This is a genomic window from Pseudobacillus sp. 179-B 2D1 NHS (assembly GCF_045370945.1).
Classification (GTDB): Bacteria; Bacillota; Bacilli; order Bacillales; family Domibacillaceae; genus Pseudobacillus.
Genome location: NZ_JBIQDP010000007.1, coordinates 184,948 through 200,503 on the forward strand (window position 1 = coordinate 184,948; position 15,556 = coordinate 200,503).

Annotated in this window: 16 protein-coding genes and 1 tRNA gene; 7 read left to right on the plus strand and 10 right to left on the minus strand. The window is 38.6% G+C overall.

All coding sequences use genetic code 11. The features are described 5' to 3' along the window. Window positions 1–40: 40 nt before the first annotated feature. The 6 genes from ACH0BF_RS09715 to ACH0BF_RS09740 form a co-directional block, all read right to left on the minus strand. Window positions 41–1,936 (minus strand): PrkA family serine protein kinase, encoded by a 1,896-nt coding sequence (locus ACH0BF_RS09715; RefSeq protein ID WP_120036403.1) that lies wholly within the window; start codon window positions 1,934–1,936, stop codon window positions 41–43. Window positions 1,937–2,299: 363 nt separating this feature from the next. Beyond that, window positions 2,300–2,776 (minus strand): tRNA (uridine(34)/cytosine(34)/5-carboxymethylaminomethyluridine(34)-2'-O)-methyltransferase TrmL, encoded by a 477-nt coding sequence (gene trmL, locus ACH0BF_RS09720; RefSeq protein WP_182917172.1) that lies wholly within the window; start codon window positions 2,774–2,776, stop codon window positions 2,300–2,302. Between the two features lie 54 nt (window positions 2,777–2,830). Next, window positions 2,831–3,691 carry an amidase domain-containing protein gene (locus ACH0BF_RS09725; protein ID WP_340856076.1) on the minus strand — a complete coding sequence of 287 codons (861 nt, stop codon included), beginning with the start codon at window positions 3,689–3,691 and terminating at the stop codon, window positions 2,831–2,833. Between the two features lie 60 nt (window positions 3,692–3,751). Further along, complete coding sequence (queG, locus tag ACH0BF_RS09730) at window positions 3,752–4,882, minus strand: tRNA epoxyqueuosine(34) reductase QueG (RefSeq protein WP_340856079.1); 1,131 nt, start codon at window positions 4,880–4,882, stop codon at window positions 3,752–3,754. 112 nt (window positions 4,883–4,994) lie between these two features. After that, window positions 4,995–5,065, minus strand: a tRNA-Gly gene (locus ACH0BF_RS09735). A gap of 119 nt (window positions 5,066–5,184) precedes the next feature. Continuing rightward, entirely contained in the window at window positions 5,185–5,730 is a 546-nt protein-coding gene (locus ACH0BF_RS09740; protein ID WP_120036399.1) for a DUF6241 domain-containing protein, read from the minus strand. A 303-nt stretch (window positions 5,731–6,033) separates the two neighbouring features. Between ACH0BF_RS09740 and ACH0BF_RS09745 the strand changes: the two genes are divergently transcribed. From ACH0BF_RS09745 to ACH0BF_RS09760, 4 genes are all read left to right on the plus strand, one after another. Continuing rightward, window positions 6,034–6,738 (plus strand): response regulator transcription factor, encoded by a 705-nt coding sequence (locus ACH0BF_RS09745; protein WP_120036398.1) that lies wholly within the window; start codon window positions 6,034–6,036, stop codon window positions 6,736–6,738. After that, entirely contained in the window at window positions 6,735–7,736 is a 1,002-nt protein-coding gene (locus ACH0BF_RS09750; RefSeq protein WP_406909324.1) for a sensor histidine kinase, read from the plus strand. Before ACH0BF_RS09745 ends, ACH0BF_RS09750 begins: the two co-directional genes overlap by 4 nt. A gap of 84 nt (window positions 7,737–7,820) precedes the next feature. Beyond that, a complete protein-coding gene (locus ACH0BF_RS09755) occupies window positions 7,821–8,585 on the plus strand; it encodes an ABC transporter ATP-binding protein (RefSeq protein WP_340856091.1) in 765 nt (254 codons plus the stop codon). Beyond that, complete coding sequence (locus ACH0BF_RS09760) at window positions 8,560–10,452, plus strand: ABC transporter permease (protein WP_340856092.1); 1,893 nt, start codon at window positions 8,560–8,562, stop codon at window positions 10,450–10,452. Before ACH0BF_RS09755 ends, ACH0BF_RS09760 begins: the two co-directional genes overlap by 26 nt. 406 nt (window positions 10,453–10,858) lie before the next feature. On the opposite strand, the gene ACH0BF_RS09765 is transcribed toward ACH0BF_RS09760, so the two are convergent. From ACH0BF_RS09765 to ACH0BF_RS09780, 4 genes are all read right to left on the minus strand, one after another. After that, window positions 10,859–11,290, minus strand: coding sequence for a general stress protein (locus ACH0BF_RS09765; protein WP_340856094.1), 432 nt, complete (start codon window positions 11,288–11,290; stop codon window positions 10,859–10,861). Window positions 11,291–11,844: 554 nt separating this feature from the next. Next, on the minus strand, window positions 11,845–12,195 hold the full coding sequence (locus tag ACH0BF_RS09770) for a DUF2200 domain-containing protein (RefSeq protein ID WP_120036393.1): 351 nt from the start codon (window positions 12,193–12,195) through the stop codon (window positions 11,845–11,847). Between the two features lie 350 nt (window positions 12,196–12,545). Then, entirely contained in the window at window positions 12,546–12,815 is a 270-nt protein-coding gene (locus ACH0BF_RS09775; RefSeq protein WP_406909325.1) for a hypothetical protein, read from the minus strand. An 11-nt stretch (window positions 12,816–12,826) separates the two neighbouring features. Then, the gene (locus ACH0BF_RS09780; protein ID WP_406909326.1) at window positions 12,827–13,942 is read right to left on the minus strand and encodes a hypothetical protein; all 1,116 of its coding nucleotides are present in this window, start codon (window positions 13,940–13,942) and stop codon (window positions 12,827–12,829) included. 358 nt (window positions 13,943–14,300) lie between these two features. On the opposite strand from ACH0BF_RS09780, the gene ACH0BF_RS09785 reads away from it, so the two are divergent. The 3 genes from ACH0BF_RS09785 to ACH0BF_RS09795 are packed head-to-tail and all read left to right on the plus strand — an operon-like array spanning window position 14,301 to window position 15,416. Further along, entirely contained in the window at window positions 14,301–14,630 is a 330-nt protein-coding gene (locus tag ACH0BF_RS09785; protein WP_406909327.1) for a DUF771 domain-containing protein, read from the plus strand. Then, a complete protein-coding gene (locus ACH0BF_RS09790) occupies window positions 14,623–14,949 on the plus strand; it encodes a hypothetical protein (RefSeq protein WP_406909328.1) in 327 nt (108 codons plus the stop codon). Before ACH0BF_RS09785 ends, ACH0BF_RS09790 begins: the two co-directional genes overlap by 8 nt. Window positions 14,950–14,957: 8 nt before the next feature. Then, window positions 14,958–15,416 carry a hypothetical protein gene (locus ACH0BF_RS09795; RefSeq protein ID WP_406909329.1) on the plus strand — a complete coding sequence of 153 codons (459 nt, stop codon included), beginning with the start codon at window positions 14,958–14,960 and terminating at the stop codon, window positions 15,414–15,416. Window positions 15,417–15,556: the final 140 nt, after the last annotated feature.

Sequence of the window (15,556 nt, forward strand, 5' to 3'; positions counted from 1 at the left end):
AAAGGAAAAAAGAGGGCGGCCAAAACGGCTGCCTCTTCTTCTATCTGTTCAGCAGGCTGCCCACATAACGAAGCAGTTCATTGGCTGATACAGAATTATAGCCATGATCATCAATTAAACGAGCCACTACCTCATTGATTTTTTTCAACTGCTGTTCATCCGGCGTTTTCGTTGAAGTTGTAATTTTCACGATATCTTTTAAGTCGGCGAACAGTTTCTTCTGGATGGCCTCACGCAGGCGGTCATGAGAATGATAGTCAAACCTCTTTCCTTTTCGAGCGTAAGCCGAAATTCTAATTAAAATCTCTTCTCTAAACGCTTTCTTGGCATTTTCAGAAATACCAATCTGCTCTTCAATCGAACGCATAAGCTTTTCATCCGGATTGATTTCTTCCCCGGTGAGCGGATCGCGCATTTTTGACTTATTACAATACGCTTCTACGTTATCCAAATAATTATCCATCAACGTCTTCGCTGATTCTTCATATGAGTAAACAAACGCTTTTTGCACTTCCTTCTTGGCAATGTTGTCATATTCTTTCCGTGCGACAGAAATAAAGTTCAAGTATTTTTCTCGTTGTTCGTTTGAAATCGACGGATGCTGATCAAGTCCCTCTTTCAGGGAGCGGAGAACATCAAGCGCGTTAATGGAAGATACTTCTTTACGGATGATCGTAGATGAAATACGATTAATCACATAGCGTGGGTCAATGCCGCTCATTCCTTCATCCTGGTACTCCTTCTTTAACTGATCGACATCTGCTGAATTGTACCCTTCCACATTTTCGCCATCATATAATCTCATCTTTTTAACAAGGTCAATATCGCCGCGTTTCGGCTCCTTCAAACGAGTCAAAATAGTAAACATGGCTGCTACTTTTAACGTATGCGGAGCGATATGAACATCAGACACATCACTTTCGCGAATCATTTTCTCATAAATCTTTTCCTCTTCTGACAACTTTAGATTGTACGGAATCGGCATGACAATAATCCGTGAATGAAGGGCTTCATTCTTTTTATTAGAAATAAACGACCGATACTCCGTCTCATTTGTGTGGGCAACAATTAATTCATCTGCGGAAATCAAGGCAAATCTTCCCGCCTTAAAGTTCCCTTCCTGTGTAAGAGACAATAAATGCCACAAGAATTTTTCATCACATTTCAGCATCTCCTGAAACTCCATCAATCCACGGTTCGCTTTATTCAACTCTCCATCAAAACGGTAGGCGCGCGGGTCAGACTCAGATCCGTATTCAGCAATCGTAGAGAAGTCAATGCTGCCCGTTAGATCAGCGATATCCTGAGACTTCGGATCAGAGGGGCTGAATGTTCCGACCCCAACCCGTTTATCTTCAGAGAAAAAGATTCTTTCCACCAGTACGTCTTCAATCCGGCCATTGTATTCTTCCTGTAGCCTCATCATGTTTAATGGCGATAAATTCCCTTCAATTCGAACACCATACTCCTTATGAAAATCTTCCCGCAAATGAGCAGGTATTAAATGGAGCGGATCCTCATGCATCGGACATCCTTTAATCGCGTATACAGCCCCTCTTTCTGTTCTTGAATAAGCCTCCATTCCTTTTTTCAATATGGCAACAAGCGTTGATTTCCCTCCACTAACCGGTCCCATCAACAACAAAATCCGTTTGCGGACATCCAATCGTTTTGCTGCAGGGTGGAAATACTCCTCAACGAGGCGTTCTAGCGCTTCTTCCAGTCCGTATAGCTCCGTGCTGAAGAAACTATATTTCTTAGAGCCATTCTCTGTCTCTATCCCTTTGTCTTTGATCATATGGTAAATTCTAGAATGAGCTGACTGAGCCACCCAAGGCTTTTGTTTAACGATATCCAAATATTCCGCAAAAGTGCCTTCCCACTTTAACTTTTCTTCCTGTTCACGGTATTGTTCGACTTTTTTTAAGATATCCATATAGACCTCCCGCTTTTGCGTAATTAGAGAACGATTAATAAATCCTATGCCCGTACAGCCTCTAACATGCTAATGAAAAGCGGAATCATTGATTGTCCGTAATTTGCAATAAGTTAGCGTTTTCTTTACAAATGCTTTCAGCTATAATAAAAATAGTGTGCAGGAAAAGACTTCTTAAGAAAGGGGTACGTAAAATGAATTTCATACTCATTTTAGCTGTGATTATTGCCTTCCTTTCCGCAATTTTTACTGCTGGATATGAAGATAAGCCAGGTACAAAATAATTTAAAAAAGCGAAGGCATCGTCAAAAGAACGTCACTTTCTTCACAAAAAAAGCACTGCAGTCAGGCTGCAGTGCTTTTTTATTTTAATTTCAGGAAGCTCTGCTGACGCAATGCTTCATAAACTAAAATGGCGGCTGTATTAGATAGATTCAAGGATCTTACATTTTCATTCATTGGAATGCGCAGGCACCGCTCTTTATTTTCATTAATAGTCTCTTTTGGCAAGCCTGTCGTTTCTCTTCCAAAAATAAAGAAATGCTCTTTGTCACGATTGCTATAATCAAAATCGGCGTAGTTATTCTCGCCAAATTTGGTTAAATAATAATATTCTCCATCGGCATTCTTCTCATAAAATTCCTCGAGGGAATCATAATACACCACTTTTACAAACTGCCAGTAATCCAGGCCGGCACGGCGCAACATTTTATCATCCGTTGAGAAGCCAAGCGGACGGATTAAATGAAGCACTGTATCTGTAGCTGCGCAAGTTCTAGCAATATTTCCGGTATTGGCCGGGATCTCGGGCTGGTAAAGTACTACGTTAATAGACAAAATTATTCACCTCATATTTATGCTGTAACCTATTTATTATATCACTAGTAAAAAAACTTAAGAAGAATCATCTTTAATTTGAAAAAACTTATACTGAATACCGGGAGTATAGGCGGTAGAATCTTCATAACTCCAATAGCGCATGCGGCTGTTTGTTGTGTGGGCATTAACGAGCGGCATGTCACGGCGGTCTTTTGCTGTGACAATCGTCGAATGGTCAAAGCGGCCGTCTCCTTGAAAGTCATAACAAATTACATCACCAGGCTGCAGCATTTTCGGTTCACTCACCTCTTGCGCGCGTATCCCGCTCTTGGAGGAGGACAAAAACCAGCGGAAAGCATGAGCAACTGTCCAGCTGTAGCTCCAATTATTATTTGTCATCCACCAGCCTCGGCTTCTATCTGGGTAACCCGTCATCGGCGCTCCGCCTGCATGCAAGCATTGGGAAATATAATTGGTACAATCCACATTAAATTTTCGATAAGCTGGATTATAACTATTCCACCATCGCTCCGCATATTGAACGGCTTTAAGACGGTCATAATGAAAGGCTCGTCTCTCTTCCAAGACCTCCGGGAAGTCAGCCACTCCCTTTTCTTCCCCTAAAAAAACAAGCGGGAGTTTTGTTTCCTTATCTTCTATCAGCTTTTGATTTTCTATGCGAGCAGCTCTCTCCTCGACTTCTTCCTCTAAATAAATATAGCTGTCCTGCTTAATTAAATATTTAAAATGAACGAGATAACGTGTCCATTCTCCCTCATTGGAAAGTATCTTGCCAAAAGCTTTAGCTTTAAGAATTTTACTCCCCCTTGACTCTAGTTGCTGCTGCTTTCTTAGCAACTTCTCCTCGTCACTCACTTTGCCATCCACGAGAGACTGCAAACGCCGCTCGATTTCCTGTCGAAGCTCTTCACACATGAAAAGATCCTCCTGAACGATTCGTTTTTCTATATCTATTCAGGCTAGTCTCTGTTCATGTTAATTCATTGAAGAGATTCCTTTCTCGATTTCAGCGATAACTTCATCATCCTTTTCGTTTGTTCTTGCTGAAATGAGCGCTTCTCTAGCCCCCTCACCACCAATTTTTGCGATTGCCCAAGCAGCGGTTCCTCTTAATACTGGACGGACATCTGAGTGTAGCACCTCAATTAGGGAAGGCAAAGCTTCTTCTTCTTTAAAATGAGCCAATGCAATAATAGCATTGCGCTGAATAGGCTTCTTTCCTCTCCAAGAGCCAGACATAGAGCCAAATCTTTGCTTAAACTCCTTGTTACTCATGTTGACTAGCGGCTTAAGAAGCGGCTTTACCGCCTCTGGTTCTGGCTCCATTTCCTCATGGAAATGAAAGTCGATCCCTCTATTTTCTGGACAAACCGTTTGACAAGTGTCACAGCCATATAGACGGTTCCCAAGCTTTTCACGAAACTCTACAGGCATGAAGTCCTTCGTTTGTGTTAAAAACGCAATACAGCGTTTAGCATTTAACTGTCCTCCTTGTACGAGGGCGCCCGTTGGACAAGCATCTAAACATTTCGTACATGTGCCGCAGCGATTTTCGATCGGCTTATCTGGCTCAAATGGCAAGTTAGTAATCATTTCTCCTAAATAAACATAGGAACCAAATTCAGGTGTAATAATAGAGCTATTCTTGCCACTCCAGCCAATCCCCGCACGCTCAGCCACCGCTCTGTCTGACAGCTCTCCTGTGTCCACCATTGAACGAAAGCGAGCGTCGGGAACTTTAGCCGCGATAAATGCTTCTAATTTGCCTAACCGGTCGCGAAGGATCGTGTGATAATCCTCTCCCCAGGAAGCCCGGCAGAAGATGCCCCTTCTCTCTCCTTTCTTTCCTTTCACAGACTCTTTCATTTTAGAAGGATAGGCTAACGCAATGGCAATAAGCGACCTTGGCTGATCAAAAATTAAAGAAGGGTCCACCCGCTTGTTAATGTCCTTTTCTTCAAAACCTGACTGATAATCCAATGCTTGTTGACGCACTAGACGATCTTTCAGCTCAGTGAAGGGAGCTGCTGAGGCGAAACCAATCTTATCTATACCGATTTCCCGGCTATATTCAATAATTTCTTTCTTTAAAACAGCATAATCCATTCCTACTCCTCCTTTCAGAGAAAGCATTTTCCAGCAAGCGTTCATATACATTAAAAAACGCAACATCTTATCCAGCAAGGAATAAAACATTGCGTTAATAACAATATGAGAGAGCGGGTGATGGGAATCGAACCCACGACATCAGCTTGGAAGGCTGAGGTTTTACCATTAAACTACACCCGCAAGTAAAGAGTTCAATTTATAACATGTGTTTTATTATATATAAAAATATTGTCGAATTCAAGAGGATTTTCATTATTTCCATATAAAAGTAAGGATATTCACTTCCCTTTATTTTATTCTTACCTGAAATTCCTCTCGATAAACTGCTTCTCCTGTTTTTCTGTCATCAGGTCGTAAGCAATGCCAACGGTTCCTCCCTGTGCCTCCCATAAAGCATTGTGATCTTTATCTGCTTTATCAAAATTTCCAGTCTCCCACCTATTTAATATTTCGAGAAAAAATTCCTTTGATTTAAAATTATTTGCTAAAACGTGTTGCTTCAGTTTCGCAATGTTTTCTGGAGTCATCTCGATCGCTCCCCATTTTTCATCTGACACCACTTTTTGATGAGTCATTTTATGCATAAGATCAGTCACTTGCGGCTCATTGCCATCATTCAATGTCGGTAAAGTCTCTCTTATGTCCCCTTCAATATTAATTTGTTTTTCAACAAATTCATCCGTCTGTTTTTTAGTCTCCTTCTCTGTCTCTGCCTCTTGCTTTTTACGAAGATGGTTTTCTTCTGCCGGTACACTAACTCCTATTACAGATAAAGCAATTAACCCACATACAAGAGAAATAACAGCTACAGAAATAAAAACCATTGTAAATTTTTTAAAGTCCATTTTATCACCTAACATAAATTATTATGATGGATTCACAACGCTCTCGTTTACATCTGAATCACTCTTGATAGACTCGTTATTAATAGAAGAGATTGATAGTTTTAGATTACCATAATTGTCATATAGTTGAAATGAATATTGGTGGATGAATATCTCAAACACTTAAAGCTACCTGTCTTATCTCCTTATTACTGCGCATCCAATTACCCTCCATGGCTTTTATTTGCATGCAGCCACTTCATGCTATAATCAATTTTGTAAGCAGTCGCAAAAGAACACTTCGCCTGTTGAAGGAGGAATCCAATGGAAAAAATTATGATTATTGAAGATGATCCAAAGATTGCTGGACATTTAAAAGTATTTATTGAAAAGTATGGGCTGCAAAGCGTAGTAATAGAGGATTTTGATCATGTCATGGATCTATTTCATAAAGAGAAGCCTGATCTCGTCTTGCTGGACATTAATTTGCCTAAATTCGATGGCTATTATTGGTGTCGGCAAATCCGTCTTGTTTCTATTTGTCCTATTATTTTTATCTCGGCCCGAACGGGGGAAATGGATCAGGTCATGGCTTTGGAAAATGGCGGGGATGACTTTATTACAAAGCCGTTTCATGCCGATGTCGTTATGGCCAAAGTCCGCAGCCAGCTTCGTCGGGCTTACGGCGCCTATTCCTCCAACCACCAGGAACAGGTCATTGAGTTAGATGGACTGAAGCTTTATCCAGAGCGATTTGAATTGCACTTTGCCAATCAGGAGATACGCCTGACAAAAAAAGAAACAGATATTCTTGAAAGCTTAATGGATCGTTATCCACGTGTAGCGGGGAGGGAAGATTTACTGGAAAAGCTATGGGATGAGCAAACTTGTGTGGATGAAAATACATTGAATGTAAATGTTACTCGTGTGCGTAAAAAACTGCAGGAACTCGGTATTGAACAATCCATCGAAACCGTGCGCGGTGCTGGCTATCGACTGAATGTAACATGGGGGCCGGCAAGAGCATGAGGTTATTTTTTCGTGAACATTTACTGTTGATTTCTTTTCAACTCGTCCAATTTTTCGTTTTTTTTCTTATTTTTTGGCTCGACGGCTATCATCACATTTCTGTTTTTCTATATGCCGTTTTTATTGGACTATGTTTGCTAGCCAGTTATTTATTCTATCATTACATAAGCCGGCGTTCATTTTATAAAAGGCTAGAGAACGGCCTTTCATCCCCTGATGAATCATTAGAGAAAACCGGCTCTGCTCCGACTGCTGCTGCCCTTCATGCACTGTTAAAGTCACAATATCAGCTTTATATGACGGCTCTGCAGCGAGCTGAAAAGCGACAGGAAGAGCACCTGGAATTTATCGATCGATGGGTGCATCAGATAAAAACACCTCTTTCGGTTATTGAACTGACCGCACAAAACCTTGACGAACCTGAATCTTCGAACATTCGTGAAGAGACAGAACGAATGCGCCATAGCTTGAATACAGTTCTTTACAATGCCCGTCTGCGAACTATTGAACAAGATTTTCAAATCAAGCCCGTCTTGCTCGCCAAAACGGTACAAGCAGTCAACACAGAAAATAAGCGCTTCTATATCCGCAATCGGGTCTATCCTCGTTTTAAGGAGCAGCATCCTGGCATTACTGTTGAATCAGATGAAAAATGGCTATTTTTTATCCTTGACCAGCTTGTGCAAAACGCAGTGAAATATTCGGCAGGCAGAAGCTCTTCTATCGACATTACAATTTATGAAAGAGACGGGTCAGCCATATTGGAAGTGAAAGACTGGGGCATCGGCATCCCTCCGGAAGATCGAAGACGAATTTTTCACAAATTTTTTACCGGTTCTAACGGCCGCAAATACCGCGAATCCACAGGGATGGGACTGTATCTTGTTAACGAGGTATGCCATTACCTTGGACATCAACTAGAAGTGGAAACAGAAGTCAACGAGGGATCGATTTTCCGCATTGTGTTCAGCCCTTCGCAAAACCTTACATCGATGTAAGAAAAGTGAAAGAAAGTTCGATAGCTCCCTTCCGGCCTAATGCGCTACACTGGCATCAGTACAAAAGCGAGAGGAGAAATAAGTATGCTTGAGGTGAAAAGAGTCGGAAAAGTTTATGAAGGAAAAGTCGCCTACCGTGCTCTAACCGATATTGATTTGTCTATAGGAGATGGAGAGTTTGTCGCCATTATGGGGCCATCGGGAAGTGGAAAGACAACATTACTGAACATGGTAGCAACCATTGATGAACCGACAACTGGAGAAATTACAATTGATGGACAGAATCCCCATCGGCTAAAGAAAAATGATTTGGCTAAGTTCCGCCGCAGAGAGCTTGGTTTTGTCTTTCAGGACTTCAACCTTCTTCACACACTGACGGTTGAAGAAAATATCGTTCTGCCGCTCACGCTTGATGGAAGAAGCGTCAAAGAAATGAAAGGCAAAGCAAGAGCTGTAGCTGAAAAGCTGGGCATTGCTGGAATTATGAAAAAGCGCACCTTCGAAATTTCGGGAGGTCAAGCACAGCGGGCAGCTGTTGCCCGGGCGATCATTCATAATCCAAAGCTGTTACTTGCTGACGAACCAACCGGAAACCTTGATTCCAAAGCCTCTAAAGACGTAATGGAGCTGTTGTCTGCTTTAAACAAAAAAGACAGGATGACTACACTCCTTGTGACGCATGAGGCGCAGGCAGCAAGCTATGCTGACCGTGTCGTCTTCATCCGTGACGGTAAGCTTTATTCCGAGATTTACCGTGGAGACAGCCAAAAAGGCTTCTTCCAGCAAATTATCGACACACTTTCCTTGCTTGGGGGGAACGACCATGACTTTTCGTCAGTTCGCGTTTAATAACGTCCTCCGCAACAAGCGGCTGTATGCTGCGTATTTTCTGAGCAGCTTGTTTACCGTTATGGTTTTCTTTACATTTGCGATCTTTGCCTTTCATCCGTCATTTCAGGGTAGCGACATGAACAAACATGCGATGTTTGCGCTGACCGTGGCCGGCGGCATTATTTACGTATTTTCTTTCTTTTTTGTTTTGTATTCCATGAGTGCTTTCTTACAGTCTCGAAAGAAAGAATTTGGTTTGCTGATGATGCAGGGAATGAGCACCCGGCAAATCCGGCTGATGGTTTTCATGGAAAACATGTTGATCGGACTGTTCGCTACCATTAGCGGCATTCTGCTCGGGCTTGTCTTTGCTAAGCTCATTCTGCTATTGGCCGAAAATGTTCTTATTCTTGAGGAGAACCTTCATTTCTACTGGCCATTCATGGCAATGATTGTCACATTTATTTCGTTTATTATACTGTTTTTGTTTATTTCATTTTTTGTTTCCTTTATCTTGCGCACTCATAAGCTCGTTGACCTGATTAAAGGAGACAAGAAGCCGAAAGATGAACCAAAAGCTTCTATTTTTCTTTCTGTCCTGGCAGTACTTTTGCTGCTTGGCGGGTATGGAACAGCGCTTTATGTGAAAGGAATGGAAGTTATTGTCGTGATGGTGCCTGTTGTCGTTGTTGTTATCATCGGCACTTACCTGCTGTTCAGCCAGTTAAACGTCTTTATTATTCGCCGACTGAAACGCAACGAGGCGCTCTTCTGGCGCAATACAAACATGGTCTTATTTTCAGACCTGTCTTTTCGAATGAAAGACAATGCACGTGCCTTTTTTATGGTCGCTATTATCTCTACCGTTGCCTTCAGTGCGATTGGCACTTTGTACGGGACGCATTCCTATTTGACGAAAGGCATCGTCCAGGCAAATCCATTTACGTACAGTTACCAGCCTTATGAGAAGACAAAGAACATGGAGAAAGATGTACAATACGCCCAAAGCGCCATTAAGCGGAATGGCATTGATGCAGAGCGGCTAGACATAACAAAAATCTACGTTCCATTTAACGGCAAGCCTAATGGCATACTCGTTTTAAACGCTGCCGATTATAATAAAGCAGCACAACTGCTTGACAAACCACAGCTTGACCTTAAAGAAAAAGAAGCTGTCGTGGCTAAGAAGAGCATTGCTAGCCTCGACCAAAGTAATCAAGATGACAGCCTGCTAAAACAGGCTATCACGCTCGCTAACGGGGAAGAAATCAAACCAAGTCAGCTGATTGATGCAGATGCCTATCCAAACTTTGAGAATTACTATATTGTGAGTGACAAGATATACAATCAGCTGCCGAAACCTGTAAAAGTTGAGCAGAATGTCATCTGGCACGCATCAAACAAAAACACTTCAGAACAATTGCGAAAAACAGGAGAAGTGTTACAAGAGCATTATGAACCTGGAACATTCTTCTCGATCGATTTTATTATCTATCAAATTGAAAAAGGCTATGGTCCGATTCTCTTTATTGGATTGTTTATCGGGATTGTCTTTTTCGTATCAGCTGGAAGCTTTCTCTATTTCCGTCTCTTTACCGATCTGTCTGAAGACAAAGTAAAGTTCCAAGCCATTGCTAAAATGGGATTAACCGTACCTGAAATGAAAAAGATCGTAAATCGTCAAACAGCCTTGCTGTTCTTTGCACCAATGGCTGTTGCGCTCATCCACGGTGCTGTGGCTCTAACCTCTCTTTCACGGATGTTTAGCTACAATCTAGTCACAGAATCAGCCATGGTACTTACAAGCTTTCTCGCTATTCAAATCATTTATTATCTGGTTGTCCGCTTCTTTTACGTTAAACAAATTAAAGAAGCCATCGAATAATCTTAAAACAGGAGCAGCCTAGCGGTTGCTCCTGCTTCTTTCTCTGTCCTATACTTTTTAGTGTAAAAACATTCTCTGCTATTAAAGTTTTTTCTCAAAAAAAGGACTGGTCTTTGTAGCCAGTCCTGACTGTAAAAATTTCAGTCCAATCAGACGCCAGGTGCTGCCTCACGTCTAATATATAGTATGAAGCTTCAAAGACAAGCGTTACTCCATTTATTAAATTTAACACTGACCTTCATATGTACGCAAAACGTTTACCTTTAGTATGATACTGAATAGGGTGTGGTCTTAAAGTTCTTAACTCACAGTTCAAAACAAATAAAAAACGTCCTCCTACAACTTGTAGAAAGACGTTTTAAATGTTGATATTCCTTCATTCTTTTAAGCATCCTTTATTTCAGAATTATTCTGCGACGACAATGAGAATTTTCCCTTTTCTCACATCCTCTTCATATCGGCGAGCTTCTCCTTCATCCAATCCAATCTCCTGCAAGGCCCCGATTAAACCGCCGTTTTTAGCAGCAGCACCAGATACAGCCCCACCCAGGGTTAATAATAACGGACCTGCCGCTATTATTGGACCAATACCCGGAACTGCTAGAGCACTTATTCCTACGAAAAAACTAGCCAGCCCGATGATTCCGCCAGCCGTTGCTCCTGCAATAATTCCTTCCGTTTCATTAGGTTTCACTTGGTCACCATTCGATTCTAATCCTTCGATATTTTTTGCAACAATAGAGATTTGCTCAAAATTGTAGCCCTTTCTCTGTAAATCCTCTACCGCTGCTTGTGCTTGTTTTTCAGTTTCATAAACACCTATGATTCGTTTTTCCATGAGTGACTATCTCCTTTACATGATGTACTAATTAAATTCCCTCTCAGGAAAATTTCAATCATGCAAACTTCTAGAAAATGATCAGCAATTTCCAGCTCAGCAATTCTAGAGAGGATCAGCTAATCGGTTGGTCTCTGTCAGAAAGTCACAGCTAGTAAACAGTCTAACTCGTATTACGCAATATAATCCTTTTATCCCTTTCCTTCTTATTATCTGCACTGATAATTGTGTTAGACTGGCGGTCGTAACAGTCGGATAAAATAGGATGCATTTTCGCTGCATTTACATGCTCCATAGCGAATTTCTTCTTACTTATAGGACGTTTTCAAACAGCTGCTACTTACCCCAACTCATAATCCGCAGGTTTTGCAGGCACCTAATTTCTAATTTTCTTTGGGGGATGGTTGGAGGGATGGCAGTAAAATAAAACAGCCGACTTTATTTAGTCGACTGTTTACATGCAGCTTTTATGAAGGTTAATTTTGAAATTCTTTGTTCCATCATCCGCCCGATAATTTAAGATAGCCGCTTTTGGATGAATAGAATGTTAATTATTATTTCCGCAAAATCTTCTCCATTGCTTTTCCCTTTGCTAATTCATCGATCAGCTTATCCAAATAGCGAATTTCCTGCATAGTTGGTTCTTCTATATCTTCCACTCGGACACCGCAGATCACACCTTTGATCAAAGCCCGGGAAGGATTCAGTTGGGGAGCTTCCGCAAAGAAGGTCTCAAAGTCTGTCTGTTTTTCCAGTTGCGATTCTAACTCTTCCTGACTATACCCTGTCAACCAACGGATGATTTCATCGACTTCTGTTTTCGTACGTCCTTTTTTCTCCGCCTTCGCAACATAATGGGGATAGACACTTGCAACACTCATTGCGTAGATCTTATGTTTGGTCATGATAAGTCCTCCCTTAATTATTCCGTAAAATGGCACGTTTATTGATAAATACTCCCTCTTAAATTAGTTTAACATATACGCTAATGAGAGATAACTCCATCCAGAGTCTTATCTTTTTAAGTTATGACCCTTCCAATTTAATAGTGTCTGATTAGACGCAAAAAAGACGCCTACTAACGATAGTAAGCGTCTTTCAATGCCGTTGTATCAACGAATTGTAATACCGGTGGTCGGGGTAATTGCGTTAGTTTTGATGTGTATAGTTAAGTAAAATGCTGATTTAATCATAAAGTTTAAGAGTAATGAAGTCCGTTACTACTTTCGTTTTCTACAAATTTTCTACAACTTAGTTATTTACCCTTTTTAGTATAGGCTAACATTATCACAGCTGGATCTACATTCAGTTCGGCGGAAACTAATCCAAACTCAATTAAAAGAACTGGTTGTTGAGTATCAAAAGGACCATTGAATTTTTTTATTATAAGTTTGACTTTATCATATAAAAACTTCTTTTTATATTTACTAATTTTTGTATACTCATTTAATATATCTTCCGCTGACATAATACTGCCTGTAAGAACTTTATGTACATTTAATATATTCCTCATTTCTTCGTTCATATACAATCCTCCTATTTATATTCAGACCATAAGTTATCTACTTGTACAAAATCTACTTCAAAATTATTTAATAACTTTTCAACAACAAACTTTTCATCTTCTGAATAAAAATAATACTTTATATTTTTTAATTTTGAGTTCTCATTTATGTATTTAAATATGTGAGTATCATTAAATGGAGATAGACCTAAAATAATCAATTCATCCTCGATTTGCTTAAATTCATTTACAGGATACAATTCCTCGTATCGTAAATTTTGGTCTTCAGATTTTAGTATTATGCTCTCAGCTAAATTTCTTAAAATATGATTTTCATCTCTCTTCCACTCTGCTACGGTTTGCTTTAATTTTTCATCTTGATTATATTTTTCTGAGAACTTATCTAAGCTACTATTAGCAATAGTAGCTTGTTCCATACTAGATGATTTATAATTCCCGTTATATGTTGTTAGCACGTTAGAATAAAGATAGTAATAATTTTCGTCTATTTTGTAATTCTCAATAGGTCTATCCGACAATTTATTTCTGAAAGAGTCTTCTCTATATACGTCTGCTTTATATTTAAAAGTGCCATGCAAATAATAAACATCCTTCTTACTAAACTCCTCCACATTTAGGTCATAATTCGTCGTAAAAAGTGAATTGAACTCATTAAAGAATTCTATTAATTTTGGAGGAAAGTTTTTATAATTCTCACTAACTCTCCCATCATTATAGATTGAAAGAATAAACATCAATTTCAAGGATTCTCTTATATGAAATCTTTCGGGATTTTTAATTCCATTTTTATTACACATCAAATCATAAATTAAGTAATAATCTTCAAACCCAATATCAGTGAAATTCAAACTTTTTTTACTACCATATTTTAATTTTAACTCTTTTAAATGTGTTCTTTCGTCAGTTGAAATTGCATACCTATCATATTCACTATTTAAAATCTCAGATACTTCCCTAAATAGAATTCCTAATAAACCTATAAGTAATTCAGGGTCATCGATAATTATGTGTTTAGGGAAACTTTTTTCTCTACATTTCTTTACTGCTCTAATTAAAATTTCTTTATTGCTGTTTTCTTCACCCCCAAACTGAATATTCACACCATTTCCGAATAAAAGAGTTTTCATATTTACCCCTCCACCACTCTATTTCATTTATTAATACATTTAATTATAAAACAAAAAGTTTACAGATTCCTTTTTTTTACTTTATCTTAGGTCTATTAATTCATTTATTCTATTCCTCTTAAAATATGAAAAAACTGAAAGTATAGTATTTAAAACCATTTGCAAAGAACTTTAAAATTTTTTTAGAAATTTAATAAAAAATCTTTAACTACTCTAGAAATACTCATTTTTTGAAAGTATAGTATTTAAAATTCATTGCAGAGAAAGGAATTAACAATATGCAAATATTAAAGTTAAAAATTTATTTTTTTCCCTAGTAATAAATATAACTAAAATTTTTTATATAAAGGAGAATTTTATGCAAATTATTGAAATTACTGTCCCTATACAAATTCCAGATAATTTAATTGTAATTGAAAAAAATTTATATAAACAATTACAAGAAAATCAAGAACAGGGTGAATGGTGGACTTTAGAAGATGTACTAAAACGAGTGAAAGTTAGTAGAAAAACTTTTTCTGAAAAGATTCTAAACAATCATAAATACCGAAAACAATTAGAATCTTTCGTTCATTATCCATCGCGTAAAGGTGGAAAATACTACTTTTTAGCTTCAGAAACTAAAAAGTTTTTAGAAACAAATTTTAAATCAATTACAAACGGAATTTCAGGAGGAAATCATGATTAATATCAAAGATTTATTAGACATTACAAAATTAGGAAACACTATGCTGTTAGTATCATCTGCGGAGGCATATACAAAATTTCAAGACGGGGTAAACACTGGGGAAATCGCTGGATATAAATATCACCTCGTTCTTTCCGAATATAATTGGGATAAAATTTCGATCAAAATAGAAAGCCCTCAACCCCTAATTGACTTTGAAGGTGAAAATGGAGGAACACCTATCAAAGTAAAATTAGAAGAACTACAAGCAAATGCTTATGTACAAAATAATCGTGTAGCTTTATCTTTCAAAGCAAAATCAATTAAGAAGGTAAATTAGGGAGATATATGAACAATCATAGTCAAAACAATTATAAAATATTTCGAGTTCGATATAAGCCTAAAATAAACCTTTCTCAAATTATCGGTATTACATCAATGCTACTTGCTCTCTCAGTAGCATTGATGCAACTGAATAATGTACTTGCTCATTTTACTGAATATCGGTTATCAAAAGTTATTGTCATATTACCTTTAGTAACATTATTAATCTTTTGGTTTACGGTCTATTTTCAAAGCAAGTATTCTTACTCGAAAATTCAACGTACAAAAGCTATCTTGCATTCAGTAATAGAAATGAACAAACTTTATTTTATAAATCCAGTTACTAAAGAAATCGATTTATCAATGGTTTTTCACTTTTACTTTACTGAAACAAAATTAGTCATTCAAGCTTATGCTTTTGGTGCTTCTTATACAAAAAAAGCGGATGACTTAGGAGAGATTTTTGAATCAGTTTGGATTTGAGTCAATAATTTGGACACAAAAAAGTTAAGTCTTAAGCTGTCTTTCTAATTTGATCCTCAATATATTGAGGTGTCTGATAACCAATGCTGCTATGAATTCTGTTTCGGTTATACCAGCCTTCTATAAACTGAAACATAGCC

Bases quoted from the DNA above. Each gene is read 5' to 3' on its own strand.
- ACH0BF_RS09715 (WP_120036403.1), bottom strand. From the start codon at position 1,936: ATGGATATCTTAAAAAAAGTCGAACAATACCGTGAACAGGAAGAAAAG.
- ACH0BF_RS09725 (WP_340856076.1), bottom strand. From the start codon at position 3,691: ATGTGTGAAGAGCTTCGACAGGAAATCGAGCGGCGTTTGCAGTCTCTC.
- queG (WP_340856079.1), bottom strand. From the start codon at position 4,882: ATGGATTATGCTGTTTTAAAGAAAGAAATTATTGAATATAGCCGGGAA.
- ACH0BF_RS09740 (WP_120036399.1), bottom strand. From the start codon at position 5,730: ATGGACTTTAAAAAATTTACAATGGTTTTTATTTCTGTAGCTGTTATT.
- ACH0BF_RS09745 (WP_120036398.1), top strand. From the start codon at position 6,034: ATGGAAAAAATTATGATTATTGAAGATGATCCAAAGATTGCTGGACAT.
- ACH0BF_RS09750 (WP_406909324.1), top strand. From the start codon at position 6,735: ATGAGGTTATTTTTTCGTGAACATTTACTGTTGATTTCTTTTCAACTC.
- ACH0BF_RS09755 (WP_340856091.1), top strand. From the start codon at position 7,821: ATGCTTGAGGTGAAAAGAGTCGGAAAAGTTTATGAAGGAAAAGTCGCC.
- ACH0BF_RS09760 (WP_340856092.1), top strand. From the start codon at position 8,560: ATGACTTTTCGTCAGTTCGCGTTTAATAACGTCCTCCGCAACAAGCGG.
- ACH0BF_RS09765 (WP_340856094.1), bottom strand. From the start codon at position 11,290: ATGGAAAAACGAATCATAGGTGTTTATGAAACTGAAAAACAAGCACAA.
- ACH0BF_RS09770 (WP_120036393.1), bottom strand. From the start codon at position 12,195: ATGACCAAACATAAGATCTACGCAATGAGTGTTGCAAGTGTCTATCCC.
- ACH0BF_RS09775 (WP_406909325.1), bottom strand. From the start codon at position 12,815: ATGAACGAAGAAATGAGGAATATATTAAATGTACATAAAGTTCTTACA.
- ACH0BF_RS09780 (WP_406909326.1), bottom strand. From the start codon at position 13,942: ATGAAAACTCTTTTATTCGGAAATGGTGTGAATATTCAGTTTGGGGGT.
- ACH0BF_RS09785 (WP_406909327.1), top strand. From the start codon at position 14,301: ATGCAAATTATTGAAATTACTGTCCCTATACAAATTCCAGATAATTTA.
- ACH0BF_RS09790 (WP_406909328.1), top strand. From the start codon at position 14,623: ATGATTAATATCAAAGATTTATTAGACATTACAAAATTAGGAAACACT.
- ACH0BF_RS09795 (WP_406909329.1), top strand. From the start codon at position 14,958: ATGAACAATCATAGTCAAAACAATTATAAAATATTTCGAGTTCGATAT.